The sequence below is a fragment of the Staphylococcus sp. T93 genome, from assembly GCF_016743875.1.
Taxonomy (GTDB): Bacteria; Bacillota; Bacilli; order Staphylococcales; family Staphylococcaceae; genus Staphylococcus; species Staphylococcus aureus.
In genome coordinates, this window is sequence record NZ_CP068247.1 from 1,543,951 (window position 1) to 1,568,768 (window position 24,818).

General features: G+C 34.5%; 28 protein-coding genes. 1 reads left to right on the plus strand and 27 read right to left on the minus strand.

The window, feature by feature from the left end:
* Positions 1-29: 29 nt before the first annotated feature.
* From murA to fdaB, 27 genes are all read right to left on the minus strand, one after another.
* Entirely contained in the window at positions 30-1,295 is a 1,266-nt protein-coding gene (gene murA / locus JG553_RS07610; RefSeq protein ID WP_000358006.1) for a UDP-N-acetylglucosamine 1-carboxyvinyltransferase, read from the minus strand.
* Positions 1,296-1,405: 110 nt separating this feature from the next.
* Positions 1,406-1,639: a DUF1146 family protein gene (locus JG553_RS07615; RefSeq protein ID WP_000384523.1), complete on the minus strand. Its 234-nt coding sequence runs from the start codon at positions 1,637-1,639 to the stop codon at positions 1,406-1,408.
* 131 nt (positions 1,640-1,770) lie between these two features.
* On the minus strand, positions 1,771-1,863 hold the full coding sequence (locus JG553_RS07620) for a hypothetical protein (RefSeq protein WP_001790611.1): 93 nt from the start codon (positions 1,861-1,863) through the stop codon (positions 1,771-1,773).
* Between the two features lie 337 nt (positions 1,864-2,200).
* The gene (locus JG553_RS07625; RefSeq protein WP_001094394.1) at positions 2,201-2,605 is read right to left on the minus strand and encodes a F0F1 ATP synthase subunit epsilon; all 405 of its coding nucleotides are present in this window, start codon (positions 2,603-2,605) and stop codon (positions 2,201-2,203) included.
* A 19-nt stretch (positions 2,606-2,624) separates the two neighbouring features.
* Positions 2,625-4,037: a F0F1 ATP synthase subunit beta gene (gene atpD, locus JG553_RS07630; protein ID WP_000511135.1), complete on the minus strand. Its 1,413-nt coding sequence runs from the start codon at positions 4,035-4,037 to the stop codon at positions 2,625-2,627.
* Between the two features lie 21 nt (positions 4,038-4,058).
* A complete protein-coding gene (atpG, locus tag JG553_RS07635; RefSeq protein ID WP_000157603.1) occupies positions 4,059-4,925 on the minus strand; it encodes an ATP synthase F1 subunit gamma in 867 nt (288 codons plus the stop codon).
* Positions 4,926-4,955: 30 nt separating this feature from the next.
* Positions 4,956-6,464, minus strand: coding sequence for a F0F1 ATP synthase subunit alpha (atpA, locus tag JG553_RS07640; protein WP_000974881.1), 1,509 nt, complete (start codon positions 6,462-6,464; stop codon positions 4,956-4,958).
* 21 nt (positions 6,465-6,485) lie between these two features.
* A complete protein-coding gene (locus JG553_RS07645; RefSeq protein ID WP_000241351.1) occupies positions 6,486-7,025 on the minus strand; it encodes a F0F1 ATP synthase subunit delta in 540 nt (179 codons plus the stop codon).
* On the minus strand, positions 7,025-7,546 hold the full coding sequence (locus JG553_RS07650; protein ID WP_000140679.1) for a F0F1 ATP synthase subunit B: 522 nt from the start codon (positions 7,544-7,546) through the stop codon (positions 7,025-7,027). Before JG553_RS07650 ends, JG553_RS07645 begins: the two co-directional genes overlap by 1 nt.
* A gap of 197 nt (positions 7,547-7,743) precedes the next feature.
* Positions 7,744-7,956 carry a F0F1 ATP synthase subunit C gene (gene atpE, locus JG553_RS07655; RefSeq protein WP_001048816.1) on the minus strand — a complete coding sequence of 71 codons (213 nt, stop codon included), beginning with the start codon at positions 7,954-7,956 and terminating at the stop codon, positions 7,744-7,746.
* 42 nt (positions 7,957-7,998) lie between these two features.
* Positions 7,999-8,727: a F0F1 ATP synthase subunit A gene (atpB, locus tag JG553_RS07660; protein WP_000349655.1), complete on the minus strand. Its 729-nt coding sequence runs from the start codon at positions 8,725-8,727 to the stop codon at positions 7,999-8,001.
* Positions 8,728-8,747: 20 nt separating this feature from the next.
* Positions 8,748-9,200: an ATP synthase subunit I gene (locus JG553_RS07665; protein WP_001801792.1), complete on the minus strand. Its 453-nt coding sequence runs from the start codon at positions 9,198-9,200 to the stop codon at positions 8,748-8,750.
* A gap of 67 nt (positions 9,201-9,267) precedes the next feature.
* On the minus strand, positions 9,268-10,395 hold the full coding sequence (gene wecB / locus JG553_RS07670; RefSeq protein WP_000723418.1) for a non-hydrolyzing UDP-N-acetylglucosamine 2-epimerase: 1,128 nt from the start codon (positions 10,393-10,395) through the stop codon (positions 9,268-9,270).
* 23 nt (positions 10,396-10,418) lie between these two features.
* Positions 10,419-11,048, minus strand: a complete 630-nt coding sequence (upp, locus tag JG553_RS07675; RefSeq protein ID WP_000048712.1) for a uracil phosphoribosyltransferase — start codon at positions 11,046-11,048, stop codon at positions 10,419-10,421.
* 27 nt (positions 11,049-11,075) lie between these two features.
* Positions 11,076-12,314 (minus strand): serine hydroxymethyltransferase, encoded by a 1,239-nt coding sequence (gene glyA / locus JG553_RS07680; RefSeq protein ID WP_000120494.1) that lies wholly within the window; start codon positions 12,312-12,314, stop codon positions 11,076-11,078.
* Between the two features lie 26 nt (positions 12,315-12,340).
* The gene (locus JG553_RS07685) at positions 12,341-12,865 is read right to left on the minus strand and encodes a TIGR01440 family protein (protein WP_000654185.1); all 525 of its coding nucleotides are present in this window, start codon (positions 12,863-12,865) and stop codon (positions 12,341-12,343) included.
* A 106-nt stretch (positions 12,866-12,971) separates the two neighbouring features.
* Positions 12,972-13,391: a low molecular weight protein arginine phosphatase gene (locus JG553_RS07690; protein WP_000697334.1), complete on the minus strand. Its 420-nt coding sequence runs from the start codon at positions 13,389-13,391 to the stop codon at positions 12,972-12,974.
* A complete protein-coding gene (locus JG553_RS07695) occupies positions 13,388-14,434 on the minus strand; it encodes an L-threonylcarbamoyladenylate synthase (RefSeq protein WP_000379888.1) in 1,047 nt (348 codons plus the stop codon). The genes JG553_RS07690 and JG553_RS07695 overlap by 4 nt, the downstream gene beginning before the upstream one ends.
* A gap of 83 nt (positions 14,435-14,517) precedes the next feature.
* A complete protein-coding gene (prmC, locus tag JG553_RS07700; RefSeq protein ID WP_000248735.1) occupies positions 14,518-15,354 on the minus strand; it encodes a peptide chain release factor N(5)-glutamine methyltransferase in 837 nt (278 codons plus the stop codon).
* Positions 15,341-16,417, minus strand: a complete 1,077-nt coding sequence (gene prfA / locus JG553_RS07705; RefSeq protein ID WP_000460242.1) for a peptide chain release factor 1 — start codon at positions 16,415-16,417, stop codon at positions 15,341-15,343. Before prfA ends, prmC begins: the two co-directional genes overlap by 14 nt.
* Positions 16,418-17,017 (minus strand): thymidine kinase, encoded by a 600-nt coding sequence (locus JG553_RS07710; protein ID WP_000273356.1) that lies wholly within the window; start codon positions 17,015-17,017, stop codon positions 16,418-16,420.
* A gap of 346 nt (positions 17,018-17,363) precedes the next feature.
* Positions 17,364-17,618, minus strand: a complete 255-nt coding sequence (locus tag JG553_RS07715; protein WP_000808968.1) for a type B 50S ribosomal protein L31 — start codon at positions 17,616-17,618, stop codon at positions 17,364-17,366.
* A 117-nt stretch (positions 17,619-17,735) separates the two neighbouring features.
* A complete protein-coding gene (gene rho / locus JG553_RS07720; RefSeq protein ID WP_001115098.1) occupies positions 17,736-19,052 on the minus strand; it encodes a transcription termination factor Rho in 1,317 nt (438 codons plus the stop codon).
* Positions 19,053-19,298: 246 nt separating this feature from the next.
* A complete protein-coding gene (locus JG553_RS07725) occupies positions 19,299-20,726 on the minus strand; it encodes an aldehyde dehydrogenase family protein (protein WP_001206093.1) in 1,428 nt (475 codons plus the stop codon).
* 237 nt (positions 20,727-20,963) lie between these two features.
* Entirely contained in the window at positions 20,964-21,299 is a 336-nt protein-coding gene (locus JG553_RS07730) for a winged helix-turn-helix transcriptional regulator (RefSeq protein ID WP_000451438.1), read from the minus strand.
* 88 nt (positions 21,300-21,387) lie between these two features.
* Positions 21,388-22,647, minus strand: a complete 1,260-nt coding sequence (locus tag JG553_RS07735; RefSeq protein WP_000046602.1) for a UDP-N-acetylglucosamine 1-carboxyvinyltransferase — start codon at positions 22,645-22,647, stop codon at positions 21,388-21,390.
* 465 nt (positions 22,648-23,112) lie between these two features.
* Complete coding sequence (fdaB, locus tag JG553_RS07740; protein WP_001131841.1) at positions 23,113-23,973, minus strand: class IIb fructose-bisphosphate aldolase FdaB; 861 nt, start codon at positions 23,971-23,973, stop codon at positions 23,113-23,115.
* A 217-nt stretch (positions 23,974-24,190) separates the two neighbouring features.
* Here fdaB and JG553_RS07745 point away from each other — a divergent pair, with 217 nt between their 5' ends.
* A complete protein-coding gene (locus JG553_RS07745) occupies positions 24,191-24,712 on the plus strand; it encodes a DUF2529 domain-containing protein (protein ID WP_000036005.1) in 522 nt (173 codons plus the stop codon).
* Positions 24,713-24,818: the final 106 nt, after the last annotated feature.

Here is a 24,818-nt window from a genome sequence, read left to right on the forward strand (position 1 = left end):
GAAATCCTCCATTATATTAATTTACTGAATTAATCGTTAATACGTTCAATGTCTGCACCTAATTGCTTCAATTTACCGTGTAAGTCAACATAGCCTCTATCTAGGTGCGTTAATTCAGTAACGCTTGTTTTACCATCAGCAACTAATCCAGCTAAAATTAAGGCGGCTGCTGCTCTTAAATCAGTCGCTTTAACTTGTGCACCTTGCAATTGACTTTTACCTTCAAGTTTAGCACTACGACCTTCTACATTGATATTAGCATTCATACGTTTGAACTCTGCAACATGCATAAAACGGTTTTCAAAAACAGTTTCGGTTACGACTTTATGACCATTTGCCGTTAATAACAATGCCATCATTTGTGATTGCATATCAGTCGGGAATCCAGGATGTGGTAGAGTTTTGATGTCTACAGGTTGTAATTCCCCTTCAGCACGTACACGAATACCATCTTCTTGATAGTCCAATTCAACGCCCATTTCTTCTAGTTTATAGACTAAACTCGCCATATGTTCTTTGATTGCACCACGTACAAAAATATCACCACGCGTTATAGCACCAGCGATTAGTAATGTGCCTGCTTCAATTCTATCTGGAATGATAGCATGTTCTACACCATGTAATGATTCTACACCATTGATTGTAATTGTGTCTGTACCAGCACCAGTAATTCTACCACCCATTTCATTAATGTAGTTTGCTAAATCGACAATTTCAGGTTCTTTAGCTGCATTTTCAATTAAAGTCTTACCCTTAGCTAATGATGCTGCCATAATAATATTTTGTGTTGCTCCTACACTTGGAAAATCTAAATGAATTGATGTACCTTTTAATCCATCTTTAGCATTAGCATAAATATTACCATTTTCAAGATGAATTTCTGCGCCTAAAGCTTCAAAACCTTTAATGTGTTGCTCAATCGGTCTACTTCCAATTGCACAACCACCAGGCAATGCAACAATAGCATGTCCTAGTCTTGCTAAAAGAGGTCCCATAACTAAAATACTTGCACGCATTTTACTAACATATTCATATGGTGCCTCTTCATTTAGAGTCTTTGTTGCATCAACGACAACAGCATTTTCGTCCTTTTTGTATGTAACGTCAGCATTTAAAGTTGTTAATACATTATTTATTGTTTCTACATCACTTAAAGCTGGAACATTAACTAATTTGCTCGGTTTATCAGAAGCTAATAAAGATGCTGTCAATATTGGTAATACTGCATTTTTAGCACCTTCTACTTTAACTTCACCCGTTAATTTATTTCCACCTTTGATTACTATTTTATCCATCGTAAATCCTCCACTTAGAACTCCTATTACTTTACATTTCCCTATTTTAAAATTATTTTAAGTCATTATTTAATTATATCTAGTTTTGATTACAAATCATAGAGTTAGACTTATTTTATTAAATATTTTACCTGCGTCGAGTATTGTAACAAATCTACAATAAAATTGCTTACTGCAGTGCCTAATAAAATAGCAACAAATATCATACACACTTGTAATTGAGTGGCGTATCCTTTTTTAAAAAATTGATCTAATCTAATTGATTGTAAAGCCCAATAGGCAATACAAATACATACAACATGTAACACTAAATGGATAACTGCATATTGTCCGATATAATCCATTTTATCACCTCATAAGATTACTGTATTACATTGTACATGAAAAATTTAAATAATGATACAAAGTTTAATACCCGTTTTTAGTAAAGTTTAAGCTAACTTACTATATAATTCTTTTTACATAAATATCATAACTATAAAATATCTTGGTATGAAAAAATGTAGATAATTTCAAAAAATGAAATGTCGACTGTAGATAGTGGTGAAGGAAATTTTGATTTTAGCAATCTATTAGTGATTGTAAAAAAGTAAAACTATTCTTGGGAGTCGGACATAAATCAATGTCTAGACTCTATAGTGTTGTATTTGGCAGTAGTTGACGGGGCCCCAACATAAAGAAATACTTTTTCTTTAGAAATTAGTATTTCTTATACATGAGTTTTACTCATGTATTCCTATTTTTAAATACACATTAGCTGTGTTTAATGATAAAGAACCACTACATCATAAATCTTTAATGGTTCTTTATCAATTCCTTCCCCCCTCTCATGTTTTGTATCTTTAAATCAATATAATTCAAAAAAGGGTCGAAGATATGAAATCACATCTTCGACCCTTTATTTACTATTTTAATTCAGCCACACGCAAACGGTTATTTGCTCTCTCTAAAGCTCTTTCGGCTCTATGAATATCAGTATTGTCGTCATCATTTTCCAAGTGAGACTCTGCTCTTGCTTTGGCTAATTTAGCTCTTTCAACATCAATTTCTCTTGCAGTTTCTGCAGTCTGAACAATGATTGAAACTTTATCTTTTCTAACTTCAACAAAGCCATCGCTTACAGCAATATATTCAGTTCCATCGTGAAATTTCACTTTTACAAAGCCTGTTTTTAAAGCAGCTACAGTTGGAATATGTCCACTCATGACACCTATCTCACCAGCTGTTGTTTGCATAACAACGAGTTCAACATTATCACGATTGTAAACAGAACCATTAGGAGTGACAATATCTAGGTTTAATGTATTCATTATCCATTCCTCCTAATTGTTATACTTCAACACCCATATCTTTAGCTTTTGCAATAACATCATCCATGCTACCAACTAAACGGAATGCATCTTCTGGAATATGGTCATATTTACCATCTAAGATATCTTTAAAGTTTGCAACTGTTGTCTTAACAGGTACATAAGAACCTTTTTGACCAGTAAATTGTTCCGCTACGTGGAAGTTTTGAGATAAGAAGAATTGAATTCTACGTGCGCGTTCAACTGTTTGTTTATCTTCATCAGATAATTCGTCCATACCTAAGATAGCAATGATATCTTGTAATTCACGGTATTTTTGAAGTGTTGATTGTACATCACGAGCTACTTCATAATGTTCTTGACCTACAATTGATGGTTCCAATGCTCTTGATGTAGACGCTAATGGATCCACGGCTGGATAAATACCCATTTCAGTTAATTTACGTTCTAAGTTTGTAGTTGCATCTAAATGGGCAAACGCTGTCGCAGGCGCTGGGTCAGTATAGTCATCGGCAGGTACGAATACCGCTTGAATAGAAGTAACTGATCCTTTTGTTGTAGACGTAATACGTTCTTGTAATTGTCCCATTTCAGTAGCAAGTGTTGGTTGGTAACCTACTGCAGAAGGCATACGACCTAATAATGCAGATACCTCAGAACCAGCTTGTGTAAATCTGAAAATGTTATCGATGAATAATAATACGTCTTGACCTTGTTCGTCACGGAAATATTCAGCCATTGTTAAACCAGATAATGCAACACGCATACGTGCACCAGGTGGCTCATTCATTTGCCCGAATACCATGGCTGTTTTCTTAATTACACCACTGTCACTCATTTCGAAGTATAAATCGTTACCTTCACGAGTACGTTCACCTACACCGGCGAATACAGAAATACCACCGTGCTCTTGAGCGATGTTGTTAATTAATTCTTGGATTAATACTGTTTTACCTACACCGGCACCACCGAACAATCCGATTTTACCACCTTTAATATAAGGTGCTAGTAAATCTACTACTTTAATACCTGTTTCTAAAATTTGAACTTCTGTTGAAAGTTCATCGAATGCTGGTGCTTGACGATGGATAGGATCGCGGCGAACAGAATCACTAATTTCTTCTTTAAGGTCAATTGTTTCACCTAGTACATTAAATACACGACCTAATGTTTCGTCACCAACAGGTACACTAATTTCTTTGCCTGTATCTTTTACATCCATGCCTCTTTGGACACCATCAGTTGAATCCATCGCAATTGTACGAACAACGTCGTCACCTAATTGCAGCGCAACTTCTAATGTTAGTTGTATTGTACCTTCTTCTTTAGGCACATCAATAACCAAGGCGTTATTAATTTTAGGAACTTCGTTATGTTCAAATCGAACATCAATTACAGGACCCATAACTTGAGTTACACGGCCAATTCCCATGCTATTTTCCTCCTTTAAATATTATTCAAGCGCTGCGGAACCACCAACAATTTCAGTAATTTGTTGCGTAATTTCTGCTTGTCTCGCTCTGTTATATTCTAATGATAAGTCATCAATAAGTTCAGTTGCATTATCAGTGGCATTTTTCATCGCAGTCATACGTGTTGCATGCTCACTTGCTTTTGCGTCTAATATTGTTCCGTAAATCAAACTCTCAACATATTGAGGCAAGATTACACTTAAGATAGATTCTTTATCTGGCTCAAATTCATAAGAAGACAAATGACCATGCCCCTTACTAGAATCCTCTTGAGATAATGGTAATACTTGTCTAGATGTAGGCTTGTTTTCAAGAACGCTGACATAATGACTATAGTATATATTTAATTCATCAATTTCTTCTTCACTGTATAAGTCTATAGCATGGTTAGCTAGTGCTTGAACAGATTTGAAAGAAGGTTGATCAGGTACGTCTACTTGAGAATACTCAATGTCATAACCTCTATTTTTTAGGAAATCAACACCTTGTTGCCCTAAAACTACAATACTGTATTCGCTACTATCTTGATGTTTCGCTTCAATATCAGTAATCAATTTTTTAAGCACGTTTGCACTATATGCACCTGCTAAACCTTTATCACTCGTGATAACTAAATATCCACTTCTAGTAATTTTACGAGGTCTTAGCATTGGATGGTTTGTATTGCTACTTGCCCCTGCAACTGCAGTAATTGCATCTTGCATTTTATCCATATATGGTGTGAATTGTTTTGTATTTTTTTCAGCTCTACGAAGTTTTGAACTTGATACCATGTTCATCGCTTTCGTAATCTGCTTCATTTTTTTGGTTGATTTTATTCGAGTATCTATTTCTTTAAGAGAAGCCACTATCTCACCACCTTATACTAAACTTGTTTATTATTCAGATTTGCTAAAGCTTTTTTTGAATTCGTTAATTGCTGTGTCAAACTTCTCAGCATCTGGTAAGCCACCAGTTTCTCTGATTTCATTTAACAGTTCAGTAGCATTTGATTCTGCCCAGTGGTTTAACTCGTCTTCAAAACGTGTGATATCTACAACTGGAATATCATCTAAATATCCTTTTGTTAATGCATAAATAATCAACACTTGGTGTTCGACTGGTAATGGTTTGTTTTGATCTTGTTTTAAGACTTCAACAGTACGTTTACCACGTTCTAATTTACTTGCAGTAAATTCATCAAGGTCTGAACCGAATTGTGCAAATGATTCAAGTTCTCTGTATGACGCTAAGTCAAGACGTAACGTACCAGCAACTTTCTTCATTGCTTTAATTTGTGCAGATCCACCAACACGAGATACAGATTGTCCGGCATTAATCGCTGGTCTTACACCTGAGAAGAATAAATCAGATTGTAAGAAGATTTGTCCATCTGTAATTGAAATAACGTTTGTTGGTACATAAGCTGAAATATCACCAGCTTGTGTTTCGATAATTGGTAATGCAGTAATTGAACCGCCACCTAAGTCATCGTTTAATTTTGCTGCTCTTTCTAATAATCTACTATGTAAGTAGAATACGTCACCTGGGTATGCTTCACGACCTGGAGGTCTACGTAATAATAATGATAACTCACGATAAGCTGCTGCTTGTTTAGTTAAATCATCATAAACGATTAAAACATGTTTACCGTTAAACATGAATTCTTCACCCATTGTTACACCTGAATATGGTGCAATATATAATAATGGAGAAGGTTCAGAAGCTGATGCTGCTACAACAATAGTGTAGTCTAAAGCGCCTGCTTGTCTTAACTTTTCAACATTTGCTCTTACTGTTGAATCTTTTTGACCAATAGCAACATAGATACAAATCGTACCTTGATCTTTTTGGTTCAAAATTGTGTCAATTGCAATTGTTGTTTTACCTGTTTGACGGTCACCGATGATTAACTCACGTTGACCTCTACCAATTGGTACTAAAGCATCAATTGCTTTGATACCTGTTTGTAATGGCTCATCTACTGATTTACGATCCATTACACCAGTAGCTTTTTTCTCTACTGGACGTGTTTTAGTTGTGTTAATCGGTCCTTGTCCATCAATAGGTTGTCCTAATGGATTAACAACTCTTCCGATTAGTTCTTCACCTACTGGTACTTCCATGATACGACCAGTACGTTTAACTTCGTCACCTTCAGTAATACCTGTGTATGGTCCTAAAATAACCACACCCACGTTTGACTCTTCAAGGTTTTGGGCTAAACCAAGTACGCCGTTATGGAATTCTACTAGCTCACCAGCCATAACGTCATTTAATCCGTGAATTAATGCAATACCATCACCAATTTGTAATACAGTACCTACATCAGTTACGGACATTTCTGACTCATAATTTTCAATTTGTGAGCGAAGTAATGCACTGATTTCTTCAGCTTTTATGGCCATCTATGTCACTCCTCTTTATAATTAATTAACTCTTCTAAATTTTCTTTGTAATTGGACAAGATCATTTCTAACACTACCATCTAATACAGTTGTGCCGACTTTAACTCTAAATCCACCAATTAAATCTGGATTAATTTTTGTATCTACAATAACTTTAGATAACTTCGTTTGTTGAGTTACTAGTTTGACAATCTTATCTAACTCTTCTTGACTCAATTCATATGTTGACTCAATTGTTGCAAAATCTTGATTGTAGTGTCCGTTATATAAGCTTTGGAACGCCTTGAATACGTCAGCTATTAATGAGATATGTCTATTATCTGCTAACACGTACATCATATTTTTAATGTATGGATTAATGTCAGTAAATACACCATTAATCAACTCACGACGTTGTTCTGCTGTTTGAGTTGGATTACTGTCAACCATTCTCAATTGCTCAATTTTATCTTTTACTGCTTCATTTATAACTGTTAATTCTTCATTAATAGTCTCTAAATTATTTGTATCTAATGACACGTCAAATAATGCTTTAGCATACTTGTTAGCTACTTTTACCATTATTTATCGCCTGCCTCTTTTAGATACTTGTCAACCAATGCTTTTTGGTCTTGTTCAGAAATTTCTTTTCTAAGAACTTTAGAAGCAATTAACACTGATAGTTCAGATACTTGATTATTAATATCTGCAATGGCACGTTCTTTTTGGCTATTGATTTCACTTTGTGCTGTTTCAATCATACCGTTTGCACGTACGTTTGCTTCATGAATAATTTGTTCTTGCTGTTGACGTGCTTGAACCTTAGCATCTTCTAAAATCTTTTGAACTTCTTCTTGTGTTTCTTTAAGTTTTTGTTTATTTTCTTCTTCAAGTTTCTGTGCATTTAACTTAGCTTGTTCTGCGTCATCGATATCTCTGTTAATATCTCTTTCACGTTTATCCATTACATCTTTCAATGGACCCCATGCGAACTTTTTAAGTAACGCAAGTAACACGATGAAAGTTAGGACCTGTACAATCACAGTACCCCACTCAACGCCTCCAGCTGCACCAAGAACGAATAAGTTAGCTGTTTCAGTCACGGGTTCATGACACTCCTTTCATTAAAATAATCGCTAGTGTTATATAGAAAAAAACGACGAGGTTAGGACCTACTGAATTTATGCGATAGGCATGGTGCGTTCATATCTCAACTATTTAATAAAGTTCAAAGATATTACTATATATGCATCATGAATTATGTCCTATGCGCTTTGTCCCGACCTCTTTTATCTGTTAATTATCCAGCAAATGTCATGAATGCAATTACTACACCGATGATAGGTAATGCCTCAACTAAACCTACACCAATGAACATGATACCCATTAATTGACCACGTGCTTCTGGTTGACGTGCTACACCTTCAACTGTTCTTGAAACGATTAAACCGTTACCGATACCTGCTCCTAATGCTGATAAACCAATTGCGATTGCTGCTGCGATTAAATTCATAATTTAATTTCCTCCTGTGATTGTATATAATTATTGAAATTTTTAGTGTTCATCTGCCACTTTATGTGACATATAAACCATCGAAAGCATAATAAAGATATATGCTTGGATTGTTCCTACAAATATTGAAAATGCTTGCCAAACAATTAATCCTGGGATACTAATAATCCAACCCCATGCTGGTTCGTTAAAGAATAAGCCAGCAAGTAATGTTAATAGTATCTCACCTGCAAATATGTTACCGTACAAACGCAGACCAAGCGTTAATGTTGAAGTGAACTCTTCAAAAACATTAATAATTGCCAATGGCCAAAACGGCTGTACATAACCTTTAAGATATTGTTTCGTACCACGCATTTTAATTCCATAAAAGTGAGTTAACAGTATTATCGTTGTAGACAACGTTAAAGTCACTGTTGCATCAGCTGTCGGTGATTTCCACCACAATGTGTGATCTTTCGTTACTATAGAAAACGGAAGACCTAACATATTAGCTATAAAAATGTACAGAATCAGCGTTACTGCTAAGAAGTGGAATTGACCACCTTTTTTCCAAGCCATGTTACCTTCAATGATTCCCCTCACGAAATCAAAAATCCATTCAACGAAATTTTGTTTGCCAGTTGGTCTTTTTTTCAAATTACGCGTACAAATGATAGCAAGTAGAAAAACAAGAAACGCCGTAACAAGTATCATCAATATACTTGATAAATTGAAAACGATATCAAAACCGAATAAATTCCAACTCACGAGCGGGGATTTGTGATCCATAATCTCACCTCTTTCTTAATTTATTTGCTCACCTTTAGTAAAGGACGTATGATAACTACAACATATGAAATCATTAAACCAATAATTATACCGATGATACTTACATGCGCTTTATTAAGGTACCAAATCATACAGGCAATAATTGCAACTAAGTATCGCCACATATTTCCAGTTGAAATATGCATAGTGTCTGGTCTTTTAGCTTTAGCTAAATAGCATTCAAAAATACATGTGTTGATTGCAGAACCAGTAACACCAATGATTAATCCTAAGATAAATGCATGGTGTGTATAAAGGTATAATCCTCCCAATATTATTATTAGATAAAAATAATATTGAATGAACTGTTTAAAAATGTTGTAGAAACGACTCATTTTATATGCCTCCGTGTGACTGATATCAATCATGAAAACCGTTCCACTCATACAAACTAAATGATAATATAGGCGATTTGTGGTGTCAATTCTATTCAAATTGTTGTAAAAAAATAAGCATAGTTAGACACAATTTAGACACAATTAGACAAAAAGTCTATTTTCCTCAGAAATCGCTTGGTTTTTCAGTGATTAAATTCAAATAATACTTAATATGATTAACTATTCTTTCTGAAGCAAATCCATCACCGTAAGGATTAGATGCTTCAGACATTTGATGATATAATCTCTCATCATCGATTAATTCTTTTGCAGCTTGATACACATTTTGCTTATTTGTTCCAATGACTTTTAATGTGCCAGCTTCAACACCTTCAGGACGTTCTGTAACACTTCGCAAAACTAAAACTGGCTTATTAAATGATGGCGCTTCTTCCTGAATTCCACCTGAATCTGTCAAAATAAAATAAGATTTTTTAGCAAAATTATGGAAATCTACTACGTCCAAAGGTTCAATCAATTCAATTCTGTCATGACTACCTAAAATCTTTTGAGCCACCTCTCGAACTTTCGGGTTTTTATGCATTGGATATACCAGTGCTAAATCAGTATACTCATCTATTAAGCGTCTAACCGCTTTAAATATATTTTCCATGGGTTTCCCGATATTTTCTCGTCGGTGTGCTGTCATAAGAATGAATTTTTTGTCATGGTATTTATCCATGATGTTAGATTTATAATTGTCATCAACTGTATATTTCATAGCATCAATCGCAGTATTACCAGTGACAACAACACTTTCTGAATATTTCCCTTCACTTAACAAATGCGATGCAGCATTTTTAGTAGGTGCAAAATGTAAGTCAGCTAATACACCAACTAATTGTCTATTCACCTCTTCTGGAAAAGGTGAATATTTATCATAACTTCTAAGCCCTGCTTCAACGTGTCCAATCGGCACTTGGTTATAAAATGCCGCTAAACCACCTGCAAATGTCGTCATCGTATCACCATGTACAAGTACCATGTCTGGTTTTTCTAATTGAATCACTTGTTCTAATTGAGTGATTGATTTAGAAGTTATCTCAGAAAGTGTCTGTCCTGATTTCATAATATTCAAATCGTATTTTGGTTTGATTTCAAAGGTACTTAATACTGAATCAAGCATTTCTCTATGCTGTGCTGTAACAACAACAATTGGCTCGAGCATTTTTTCTTGTTCCAAAGCTTTAACTAAAGGAGCCATCTTTATGGCTTCGGGTCTTGTTCCAAATATGGTCATAATCTTTTTCATCAAACTACTTATCTCCGATTCTTCTATTTAGTACCAAACAATCTATCTCCAGCGTCGCCTAACCCTGGTGTGATATATGCTTTGTCATTTAGCTTTTCATCAAGTGCAGCAATATAAATATCTACATCTGGATGTGCTTCATGCATCTTTTCTACGCCTTCTGGTGCTGCAATTAAACACATGAAGCGAATATTTTTAGCGCCACGTTTCTTCAATGAAGTAATAGCTTCAATTGCTGATGCGCCTGTTGCTAACATAGGATCAACAACAATGATTTGTCTTTCAGTAATATCTTGAGGTAACTTAGCAAAATACTCTACAGCCTTTAATGTTTCGGGATCTCGATATAAACCGATATGTCCAACTCTGGCTGCAGGTACTAAACTTAAAATACCATCAGTCATACCTAAACCAGCTCTTAAAATTGGAACGATAGCTAATTTTTTACCAGCTAATCGTTTAGCCGTCATTTTAGTTACAGGCGTTTCAATATCAACATCCTGAAGCTCTAAGTCTCTAGTTACTTCATATGCCATCAACATACCAACTTCGTCTACAAGTTCTCTAAATTCTTTAGTACCTGTATTTACATCTCTAATATAGCTTAGTTTGTGTTGAATTAATGGATGATCGAAAACGTGTACTTTACTCATAAAAATTACTCCTATCTTTGTGTATGTTTATTGATATAGAGGATATTCAGCTGTTAATTTCGCAACGCGTTCTTTAGCTTGTTGTAATTTTTCTTCATCTTTACTATTTTTCAATGCTAAACTGATGATTTTTGCAACTTCCTCAAAAGCTTTTTCATCAAATCCACGCGTTGTTGCAGCAGGTGTACCTAAACGTATACCACTCGTTACAAAAGGTTTTTCTTGATCGAACGGAATGGTATTTTTGTTACATGTGATACCAACTGAATCTAAAGTCTCTTCAGCTTCTTTACCAGTAAGTCCTATAGACCCTTTTACATCAACAGCTACTAAGTGATTATCTGTACCGCCAGAAACAATTCTAAATCCTTCATTAATTAATGCTTCTGCAAGAACTTTTGCGTTTTTAACCACTTGTTGTTGATACGTTTTGAAATTATTTTCTAACGCTTCTCCAAAAGCAACTGCTTTTGCTGCAATAACATGCTCAAGAGGTCCACCTTGAATACCAGGGAAAATTGTTTTATCTATGTCTTTTTTATATTCTTCCTTACATAAAATCATACCACCACGTGGTCCGCGTAATGTTTTGTGTGTTGTAGTTGTTACAAAATCAGCATATTCTACTGGATTTGGATGTAAACCTGCCGCTACTAATCCTGCAATATGTGCCATGTCTACCATTAACTTAGCGTTTACTTCATCTGCGATTTCTTTAAACTTTTTGAAGTCAATTGTTCTTGAATATGCTGATGCTCCTGCCACAATAAGCTTAGGCTTATGCTCTAACGCTAATTTACGAACTTCATCATAATTGATTCGTTCTGTGTCTTTATCTACTCCATATTCAACGAAATTGTAGAATTTACCACTAAAATTAACAGGCGCTCCATGTGTCAAGTGACCACCATGACTCAAATTCATACCTAAAACTGTGTCGCCCATTTCTAATGCAACTAAGTAAACAGCCATGTTCGCTTGTGAACCTGAATGTGGTTGAACATTGACATGTTCAGCTCCAAACAATGCTTTAGCACGATCAATTGCGATGCTTTCAGTAACATCTACAAACTCACAGCCACCATAATATCGGCGTCCTGGATAGCCTTCAGCATACTTATTAGTCAACACTGAACCTTGTGCTTCCATAACCGCTTCCGATACAAAATTTTCCGATGCGATTAACTCTATGTTGCTATTTTGTCTCTGAAATTCTCTCTCGATTGCTTCTGCGATAACTTTATCTTGCTTGGTGATATAAGACATAAAATCTCCCCTTCTTTCAAAAAAACTTATTGGTATTTAGCACGTTCGCCACCAATCTTTTTCGGCCTAGATGTGGCAATAGTTACAATTGCCTGTCCTACTTGCTTTACTGAGGTCCTTACAGGTACACATACATGTTTAATATGCATGCCTATTAACGTTTGACCAATATCAATTCCACAAGGAACAGTAATATGTTCGACCACGATCGGATCCTTCATATGCTGAAAAGCGTATGTTGCCAAACTCCCTCCAGCATGTACATCTGGAACGACGGAAACTTCTTCCATTGTTAATGGATTATACTGAGATTTTTCTATTGTTATCGCTCTGTTGATATGTTCACATCCTTGAAAAGCAAAAGTAACGCCTGTCTCTTTACTCACAACATCTAATGCATTAAAAATAGTTTCTGCAACTTCCATCGAACCGACAGTCCCTATTTTTTCGCCAATGACTTCCGATGTTGAACATCCAATTAAACATATATCTCCTTTATTAAAAAAGGACATATCTTTTAATTCGTCTAATAACATTGTCAAATCTTTCATAAAAGCCCACCCTTCCTAAAAATAAAAAAGGAATATAGCAAAGTGCTACACTCCTCTATTATAACTTATTTAACTGTTAACATATACTAATTATACAGAATTCCTACTAGCAAATAATATCTTTTAATTTTAAAATTAAACTTACAAGTTCTTCATAGGTATGTACATACATTTCTTTTGTTCCACCGTATGGATCTATAACTTCTCCTGCTTCTTTTACATATTCATGCAATGTGAAAACATGATTTTGCAAACCAAAGTGTGCCTCTATTAATTCTTTGTGCGAATACGACATCGTCAAAATAATATCTGCTTTCAAATCTGCTTCAGTAAATTGTTGCGATAAGGTCGTTTCAGCTAAATGATGTTCTTCAACTAAGTCTTCAACATAATTCGAAACACCTTGATTGTTCACAGCGAATATACCTCTTGATTCAAATTGATGATTTGGCATAACCTCTTTTGCAATACTTTCCGCTAATGGGCTACGACATGTGTTACCTGTACAAACGAATAAAATCTTCATAGTTCACATCCTTTAATAATGTGATTACCTGCAGCTTTTAACATGCGATTCATAATTGCTTCTGTATTATCATTCAGCTCAAAGCCGTATATATACGCCGCTGAAATATTTTCATTTTCATCAAGTGAATGTAACACATCATAAAGATTATGACTTGCTTGTTTAACATCATTGTCATCCTGACATAATTGAATGAATTGCGCTTCACTTGGTATAAACGCCACCTTATTACTCGGCACAATAAAAGCTATAGAAGACCAATCTTTACCGTCATTTCCAATTTTGCTCTCAATATCTGTAATAATTGTAAGTGGTGTATTGGGTGAGTAATGCTTATACTTCATACCTGGTGCAATTGGCTGTTCAGTATCATTATAATCAGCATGGGCGATACTATTCGGAAGTATTTCTGTAATCATTGCTGCTGTTATAGAACCAGGTCTTGCAATTTTATAAGGAAAAGATGTGCAATCTAAAACCGTACTTTCTAATCCTTCTTCACTTTGTTCAGCTTGAACAATACCATCGATACGGCCATTCAAATCTTGATATACATGATTGAAAGTTGTTGGTGAAGGTCTACCACTTAAATTAGCACTTGGAGCAGCTAGAGGTTCATTTATGATTTGTAATAATTGTCTACCTACAGAATGGCTTGGCATTCTAACAGCAACTGATGATAAACCTCCAGAAACTTTTCGACATAGATAGCCTAGCTTTAACGGCAATATAAACGAAATAGGGCCCGGCCAGAATGCCTGCATTAACTTTTCTACGCGTGGATCCAAAGTATATGTAAAATCTTTTAATTGACCTTTACTGTGTATATGAACAATAAGCGGATTGTCAGATGGACGGCCTTTAGCTTCATATATTTTAGCTACAGCTTCTTCATCTGTCGCATTTGCTGCAAGTCCATAAACTGTTTCAGTTGGTAAACCTATTAAACCACCGTTTAAAACAATGTCTTTTATTTCATTAATTTTAGGATATTGCTGTAAATCTTCATTATATTCTCTAACATCCCAAATTTTAGTATCCAACTTAATCACGCCTTTCTTATTTATCATAATATAAAGCAAAAAGCTATGCACTTAACTAATCATAGCAAAGGCATAACTTCTAATTACCATTTAAATGAGACGATTCGATCGTGGCCATTTATATCTTTAATAATGTCGATTTTTTTGTCAGGAAATTTATTTAAAATTATTGATTTAAGTGCCTCACCTTGATTGTAACCAATTTCAAAAACAACTGGGCTGCCTTTTTCCATAACGTGAGGTAAATCTTCAATGATTGATTCATAAATAGCATATCCATGGTTATCTGCAAACAATGCCTGATGTGGTTCGAATCTCGTAACCGTTGGAGACATCGTAACCATATCTTTTTCATCTATATATGGTGGATTAGATATCAAGCCGTTCAACTTGATACCTTCATTAATTAAGGGCTTTAATGCATCCCCTGTTAAAAATTGTATTTGTGATTGATGCTTCTCAGCATTATTACGAGCCATATTCATTGCTTCAAGTGAAATATCAGTAGCAATAACATTTAAATCCGGCTTTTCACATTTCAAAGTAATTGCAAGTACACCACTACCCGTTCCGATATCTACGATTGTTGCATCATCTTCTAACTGTTGTAAGAAATGCAACATTACTTCTTCAGTTTCAGGTCTTGGTATCAAACAATTTGAGTTTACATCAAACGTTCTACCATAAAATGAGGCAAAGCCAACTATATACTGTATAGGCTCTCCTAATAACATACGTTGTAATGCTAAGTCGAACTTCATAATCATCGCTTTCGGCATATCATCATGCATGTGGACTACAAAGTCCGTACGCGTCCATTGAAATACATCTAACATTAACCATTCAGCTCGTGTTTGTTCAAACCCTTTTTGTTGTGTTAAATGAATTGCTTCATCTAACTTTTCTTTATAATTCACCATTATTAAGTTCTTTCAATTTATCTGTCTGCTCTGATAAAGTCAGTGCATCTATAATTTCTTCTAAATGGCCTTCCATAATTTGCCCTAATTTTTGAAGCGTTAGACCTATACGATGGTCTGTTACACGGCTTTGTGGATAATTATAAGTTCGAATACGTTCTGAACGATCACCAGTACCGACTGCTGATTTACGTTGTGACGCATACTTTTGTTGTTCTTCTTGAACTTTCATATCGTATAAACGTGCTTTTAACACTTTCATTGCTTTTTCACGGTTTTGAATTTGAGACTTCTCAGAAGATGTTGCAATGACACCAGTTGGTAAATGGGTAATACGTACTGCAGAGTCAGTTGTGTTTACGTGCTGACCACCTGCACCACTTGAACGATACGTGTCGATTTTTAAATCTTCATTTCTAATTTCAATTTCTACATCTTCAACTTCTGGTAAAACTGCCACTGTAGCTGTTGAAGTATGAATACGTCCACCTGATTCTGTTTCAGGCACACGTTGAACGCGGTGCGCACCATTTTCAAATTTCAATTTACTATACGCGCCATTACCAGAAACTGAGAAACTAATTTCTTTGTAACCACCATGGTCACTTTCAGACGCTTCTACTATTTCAGTTTTGAATCCTTGTGATTCAGCATACTTTGAATACATACGCATTAAATCACCAGCAAAAATCGCAGCCTCATCACCACCTGCTGCTGCTCTTATTTCTACAATAACGTCTTTGTCATCATTAGGATCTTTAGGAATCAATAATATTTTAAGCTCTTCTTCAAGATTTGGAAGTTCAGCTTTAATACCATTACTCTCCTCTTTTAACATTTCTACTTCTTCTTTATCATCAGTCTCACTTAACATTTCTTCAATATCAGCTAATTCTTCTTTTTTAGCTTTATAGTTACGATAAACATCTACAGTTTTTTGTAAATCAGCTTGCTCTTTAGAATATTTACGTAATTTATCTGAATCATTTACAACATCTGGGTCACTTAACAGTTCATTTAACTGTTCGTATCTTTCTTCTACAATATCTAATTGATCAAACACTTATAATTCCTCCTTATTATTATCACTAGGTGCTACGATATGGTGCGCGCGACAACGTGGCTCATAACTTTCATTGGCACCTACTAAGATAATCGGATCATCGATTTTAGCTGGTTTACCATTTATTAATCGTTGCGTTCTACTAGATGAAGAACCACAAACAGCACAAACTGCTTGAAGTTTCGTTACTTGTTCACTGACAGCCATCAATTTAGGCATTGGTTCGAACGGTTCGCCCCTAAAATCCATATCTAATCCAGCAACAATAACACGGTGTCCATCTGCTGATAGTTTTTCTACTATACTTACAATTTCATCGTCAAAAAATTGCACTTCGTCTATTCCTATAACATCAACATTAGTTAAGTCGTGCGTCATAATTTCACTTGCTTTAGAAATATTAATCGCTTCAATGGCATTACCATTATGAGAGACCACTTTTTCTTTATGATATCGATCATCAATCGCCGGTTTAAATACAACGACTTTTTGTTTAGCGTATATACCCCTTCTTAGACGTCTTATTAGTTCTTCGGATTTACCGCTAAACATACTACCTGTAATACATTCTATCCAACCGGAATGGTAAGTTTCATACATTGAGAGTTCCACCTTTTTCAAAACATAATCGCTTTATTATATCATATTTCAAATATTCATAAATGTCTTTTTCATAATTATATCGATATTGTACATGAACAATTATTTTATAAATTTGTCTTGCATATTTATATACAGCTATTCTAATTTGTTGCTTCTTATTCGTGCGATGTTTCTACTCAATACAAACTTTAATAAAGGGGGAAATTTATCATTATGTATTAACAACATGGTATTGAGTCACTTCTTTGAACACAGTCGTAAGTATATACCCTTACTACGCTTATAAATAAAAAAGCTGTCTACAATTCCATTATAGGATGCAGACAGCTTAACGATTACTATATTAGTTGTTTGATTTAAGACCAAACTTTTTGTTGAAACGTTCCACACGTCCATCCGCAGCAGCGAATTTTTGACGTCCAGTGTAGAATGGATGTGAATCAGATGAAATATCTAAACGAATAACTGGGTATTCTTTTCCATCTTCCCACTCCATCATTTCTGAAGATGTTTTTGTAGAACCGCTTAAGAATTTGAAGTTTGTAGTAGTATCTAAAAAGATTACTTGGTGATACTCAGGATGAATTCCTTGTTTCATTATTTTCAGCTCCTTTGCCCTGAACCATCTGGAACAGAGTTATTTGTGAGTTTTTACCCAATACTGTGTAATTATAAAGGTAATTAATTCAAAACGCAAGCCCCTATATAATGTTTATTAAATTATAGGTCGACCCGTTTTAGTACTTTCTTCTGCAGACTTTTGTAGCTGCTTGAAGAAATCTTCATTATTCTTAGACCTTTTAAGTTTGCGAATAAATCTTTCAGTAAAGTCAGTTGAGTCAGTGAATAGATTTCTTAATTGCCATAATGTGTCTAATTCAGATTTACTTATCAACAATTCTTCTTTACGCGTTGAACTTCTGCCAATATCAATTGCAGGGAAGATACGACGTTCAGACAATTTACGATCTAAATGTAACTCCATGTTACCTGTTCCTTTAAATTCTTCGTAAATCATATCGTCCATACGTGAACCCGTATCAACTAATGCAGTTGCAAGTATTGTTAAACTTCCACCCGCTTCAATATTTCTCGCTGCACCGAAGAATGCTTTTGGTTTGTGTAAAGATGCAGGATCTAAACCACCTGATAATGTACGACCACTTGGTGGAATAACTAAGTTATAAGCGCGTGCTAATCTCGTTATAGAATCCATTAAAATAATGACATCTTCCCCAATTTCTACTAAACGCTTTGCACGTTCAAGTAATAATTCAGCTACTTTAACATGGTGTTCTGGTGGTTCGTCAAACGTTGAATGAACGACTTCAGCAGCTTCTACTGAGCGTTCTAAATCTGTTACCTCTTCAGGACGCTCGCCAACTAACAAAATAAATAGCTTTGCATCTGGTTTGTTCGTACTGATTGCATTCGCTATTTCTTTTAATAACGATGTTTTACCTGCTTTAGGTGGCGCCACTATTAAACCACGTTGACCTAAACCAATCGGTGTTACTAAATCCATGATGCGCGTTGAATAATTTTGTATTTCTGTCTCTAATTTAATACGCTCATCTGGATAAAGTGGTGTCAAAGCTTGGAAATGCGGACGTTTCTTCACTTCTTCTGCGTTATGGTCATTGACAAAGTCAACTTGTAATAAGCCATAATATTTTTCGTTATCTTTAGGTTTTCTAACTTTCCCAGTTACTTTATCCCCACGTTTAATTTCAAAACGACGAATTTGGCTAGCAGATATATAAATATCTTTTTCCCCTTTAGAATAGTTCACTGTTCTTAAAAAACCATAACCATCTGGTTGTATATCATCTAAGATACCTTCCATATAATAGTTACCATCTTTTTCCATTTGTGCTTCCATAATAGCTAGAACAAGTTCTTTTTTATTTAATTTACTATAGTTCGTCAACTTAAGAGTTTTAGCTTTTTGAGTGAGTTCCTTGGTAGTATAGTTCTTGTACAATTCGTGGAATGATTCATACTGAGGAGATGTACGTTCTCTTTCAGGCATATAGTTTACACCCATTTCATTATTTTTTAGTTAGTAAGTAATAGATAGGCATGACAATGCATAAATAACTGTGCTAGCACAATCCCATTATGCTAATCCCCAACCTTTTAAATACATGAATAACTATAGCAAATTTTTATTTTAATTACAAAATCTATTTATAAAAATTGCAAAATTAAAACAGTACACAAAACTTAATTAGTCATGTGCACTGTTTTATTGCGATTTTTAATTCAAAAATCAAATTTATTTAAAATATCCAGCTATAGATTTCACTTCTAAGAACTCTTCAATACCATAATCGCCCCATTCACGACCTAAACCAGATTGTTTATAGCCACCAAATGGTAAATCTGGCTTTCTACCTGCTTCGTTTATTTCTACTGTACCTGCTTCAATAGAACGAGCTACTTTATGCAATGTTTCTTTGTCCTTACCAATAACATATCCTGCCAAACCATATTTTGTATCATTTGCAATTTGAATCGCTTCATCTAAATCGTTATAAGTGATAACTGACATTACTGGCCCAAAAATTTCTTCTTGTGCTATCGTCATTTGATTATCTACATTAATAAAAATTGTCGGACGTGCAAAGTATCCTTTTTCAAGTCCTTCTGGTTTACCAGGACCACCATAAAATAATTCAGCACCTTCTTCAATACCTTTATTAATATAATTTTGTACTTGATCAAATTGTTTTTTACTAATGATAGGGCCTACTTGTGTACCATCTTCTCTTGGATTACCGACACGCACTTGGCTAAATTGTTCTTTTAATTCAGCTAAGAATGCATCTTTAATTTTGTTAGGCACTAAAACACGTGTACCAGCTGTACATACTTGACCAGTATTATTAACAACTTTGCCTGTTGTTGCTTTAGCCGCTTCTTTAATATCTACGTCATCTAGGACGATATATGGTGATTTGCCACCAAGCTCTAATGATACCTTTTTAAAATCTTTAGCGGCTTTTTCCATAATTTTAGAACCAGTAGGGCCTGATCCTGTAAATGACATCATGCGTACTTTAGGATGTTCAGATAAAGGATTCCCAACACCAGCACCATCACCATTAACAAGGTTAAATACACCTTTAGGAACACCGACTTTATCAAAAATCTCAGCTAAAATAACAGCTGCAAATGGTGTTTCTTCAGATGGTTTAAGTACAACTGGACTACCAGCCGCAAATGCTGCTGCTAATTTTAATGATGTTTGGTTTGTAGGGAAGTTCCACGGTGTAATTAATCCAGATACACCGATTGCTTCTTTAACAACTAAATCATCTCCGCGGCGTTCTTCAAATTCGTAGTTATCTAATGCGTCTCTCGCTGCAACAAAATGGTTTAGTCCCATTTGATAATGGACACGCTCAGATAATGATAAAGGAGCACCTAATTCATCCGTAATAGCTTGTACAATATCGTCTTTTCTGTTTTCATATTCTTTTACAATTTTATCTAATAACGCTTGTCTTTCTTTCACAGATGTATGACGGAACTCTAAATAAACATCGTCTGCCGCCTCGACGGCTTTATCAACATCAGCTTTATTACCTTTAGCAACTTTCCCGATTACTTCTTCGGTTGCTGGATTTATAACTTCTATCGTTTCATTACTATTACTTTCTACCCATTCGCCATTAATGTATTGCTTTGTGTAGTCTCTCATTATTCTTTCACTCCTCAAGAATGATTTATATATTATTTATCCGTAATGCATACGATATAAACATTACATTCCATTATGATACGCTCCCTTTTAATATGTTCAAAATAAAATGCTTTAAAATTTTGCTGCATCTATTTTTTTATATTTTTAAATAAAAATAACTATTCCCACATCATCGCAAATAATGCGAAGACTTAGAAATAGTTATAATCAATGCTATGTTTAAACGTCATGTAATTATTTAGCAGTACGTTGATCTGTTAAATCGACATATGATTGCGCCCATGCTTCAATTGGATGTAAAGCCTCTGCTAACGCTTTACCTTTTTCAGTTAGCACATAAATAATTTGTACTGGACTCGTAGAAATGATTTGCTTCTCAACTAACTCCCATTGTGCAAGCTCTGACAACTTAAGACTTAAAGCACGTGGTGTTATTGTTTTCAAATCTCTTTTCATATCGGAAAAGTGTGCTGAACAGTCATTACATCTTGAGAGATAATTAATGATTAATCCATTCCAACTTCTACCAAGTATTTTAAAAGTTTCTTCGAGATACGGACATACTTCCATCATCTTCACCTCTCATCAATAAATTTAGAATGTAAACGAACACCATTTTTTAATCAGTATAATTATTATACCACAAAACAAGATAAATCTATACAGTTTCCGTCCAAATATCTGCACCTAAAGCTTTTAAGTGTTCTACAATATCTGTATAACCTCTATAAATATGTTTAACATTGTAAATTGTAGTTACACCCTCAGCAATTAAACCAGCAATAATTAAACAAGCTCCTGCTCTTAAATCGCTAGCATAAACTTCAGCACCATGTAATGTTGATGGTTTTATCGTTGCTGTGCCTTCGTCAACTTCAATATTTGCACCCATGCGCTTTAATTCTTCAACATGTTTAAAACGCTCCGGATAAATCGTATCAGTTACAAATGAAGGACCATTTGCCATAAATAATAATGGTGTAATAGGCTGTTGCAAATCAGTAGCAAAACCTGGATATACTAGTGTTTTAATATCAACAAATTGATATGGCGCATTATTATTGATGCGAATTCTTTCGTCTCTTACATCAACATTCACACCTAATTCACTAAATTTAGCAGTTAATGTTTCTACATGTTTCGGAACAATATTATTTAATATAACATTTTCTCCACATGCTGCAGCGATACACATATATGTGCCTGCTTCAATTCTATCAGGTATAACTTGATACTCAGAACCATGTAATTCTTTGACGCCATTGATTTTAATTGTTGATGTACCCGCTCCCTTAATATTAGCTCCCATACTTGTTAAGAAGTTAGCAACATCAACTACTTCCGGTTCTTTAGCAGCATTTTCAATTACAGTTTGTCCTGTTGCATAAACTGCAGCTAGCATAATGTTAATTGTTGCACCTACGCTAACCATATCTAGAAAAATATGTGCACCTTTTAACTCTTTAGCTTCGATTTTCATTGATGTCGTACTTGATTCATCAATTTCAGCACCTAAAGCTTTAAATCCTTTAATATGTTGATCAATTGGACGTGGCCCAAGTGGACATCCTCCCGGTAAACCAATCACACATTTTTTAAATCTACCTAACATGGCACCCATCATATAGTATGAAGCACGTAATGATTCAACTTTATTATTTGGTAATGCAGCATTTTGTATTTCAGTTGTATCAACTTCTAATTCCGTACCATTTAGTGATGCCTTAATATTTAAATCTTCTAATAAACTCACTAAAGTTTTAACATCAGAGATTTGCGGTAACCCTTCTAATTTCACATGTCCTTGAGCTAATAATGTTGCAGGAATGATAGCTACAGCACTGTTTTTCGCGCCACTGATATTAACTTCCCCATTTAGTGTGCGTCCACCTCTTATTTTTATTACCTCTTGAGCCATATCATTTATCTCCTTTGTCCATTACTTTTTAATTTTTTGCATTATTAGCATTATAAATTAATTTTACTTTATTTGTAAAATAGTTTATTTTAATCGTTAAAATCTTGTCTTTCTATTTTCGATTGATTAATAACAAATCATTCACCTTTACTAATATATGCTGTTCTTCCCCACTTGACCATGGTCTAAAGTCTGATTATTCAACTAAATATTGACGTTGTTTTGACAATTATTTAGTTTTAATTCTACGGTTTTCACGTAAACTTTTTTCATAAATTGCTCATTTTCCTTATAATTATATCACAATCAATTTTGATATATTTTACCATTTTTACGCTTTCATTTTAAAATCAAACTGTTTTATTTATTACTTATACGACATAAAAAAGAAGCAAACACCATTTTGTCTGCTTCTTTTAAAATTAATATCCCTACGTTATTAATAACTTAAAGACTAAATATTAATTATTTAGCGCGGTTAGAAGTACCGAACTCTTTAATTTTACCTTTAACTGTTTCTTTGATGGCTTCACGTGCAGGTCCTAAGTATTTACGAGGATCGTAAACTTCTTTGTCGTTATTTAAAACGTCACGAACTGCTTTTGCTGAAGCGATTTGGTTTTCAGTGTTTACGTTAATTTTAGCTGTACCAAATGGAATTGCTTTTTGGATATCTTTAGTCGGGATACCAGTACCACCGTGTAATACTAATGGTAAACCTGTAGATAAACCGATTTCTTCCATTTCTTTAAATCCTAATTTTGGTTCACCTTTGTATGGACCATGAACTGAACCTAATGCTGGCGCTAATGCATCAATACCAGTTTTTTCAACTAGTTCTTGACATTCTTTAGGATCAGCATAAATGATGCCGTCTGCTACAACATCATCTTCTTGTCCACCAACAGTACCTAATTCAGCTTCTACAGAAACACCTTTTTCATGAGCGTATTCAACAACTTTTTTAGTTGTTGCTACGTTTTCTTCGAATGGGCTGTGTGAAGCATCGATCATTACTGATGTGAAACCAGCATCGATAGCTTCTTTACATTTTTCAAAGCTTGAACCATGGTCTAAATGGATTGCTACAGGAATAGTGATGTTTAAGTCATGCATTAACCCTTCAACCATTTTAACAATTGTGTAGAAACCGCTCATGTAACGAGCAGCACCTTCAGAAACACCTAAAATTACAGGTGCATTTTCTTCTTGTGACGCTTCTAAAATTGCTTGAGTGAATTCTAGGTTATTAATATTGTATTGACCTACCGCATAACCATTTTCTTTTGCATCAATTAACATTTCTTTCATTGAAACTAAAGGCATGAAAGTTCCTCCTTGAGTGCTTACGCACGTATTTTTCAAAGTAATTATATCAAAAAAATAGCGTCAATGCATTGAAATACTGCAGATTAAATGTGTATTTTTTGAAAAATGCGATAGTTATACTAAATGCAAACGTATACATTTTTATACAATTTAAGCCGTTGCATAATATGTAGTCATTAATTACAATATTTTATAAGTAGATTGGAGGATAAAGATGTCAAAAATCTTAAACACACAACTAATAGGTATCTTTAATAGGCTAGAAAAACAATCTTTAGAAATTCAAATGGCCGCCCAATGTTTAATTCAAGCAATTGGTGGCGAAGGTTATGTTTATGTAAAAGGTTATGATGATTTACAGTTTTTCGAAAGTTTCATTCTACATAGTGATGAGCGTTTAAAATCTAGCCGAAAACTTGACGCTATTAAAGACTTTAAAGAAATTGACTCAACTGATCGTGTATTATTATTCGCACCATTTTATAATGATCAAGTTGCATTAGATATTCAAAAACTTATCGACTTAGATATCGATGTGGTCTTAATAAGCAACAAACCTAAAACAGATGATTTCCCTGATCATCTCGTACATTTTATCGATTTATCTACACCAAGACCTATAGTCTACACTGAAGATTACGATAAGATTGTCCAACCACATGCGATGGCATTGAATTATGTATACTATGACATTTATACACAAATGATTGAAATGACAAGAGACTTAGAATTATAAAAGTCACTATTGTTATTTCATACCTTGTCACTAACATAATATTAAAATTATACGAAAAACCGGTACTTTCAATGTTTAACAATGAAAGTACCGGTTTTATTAGCAA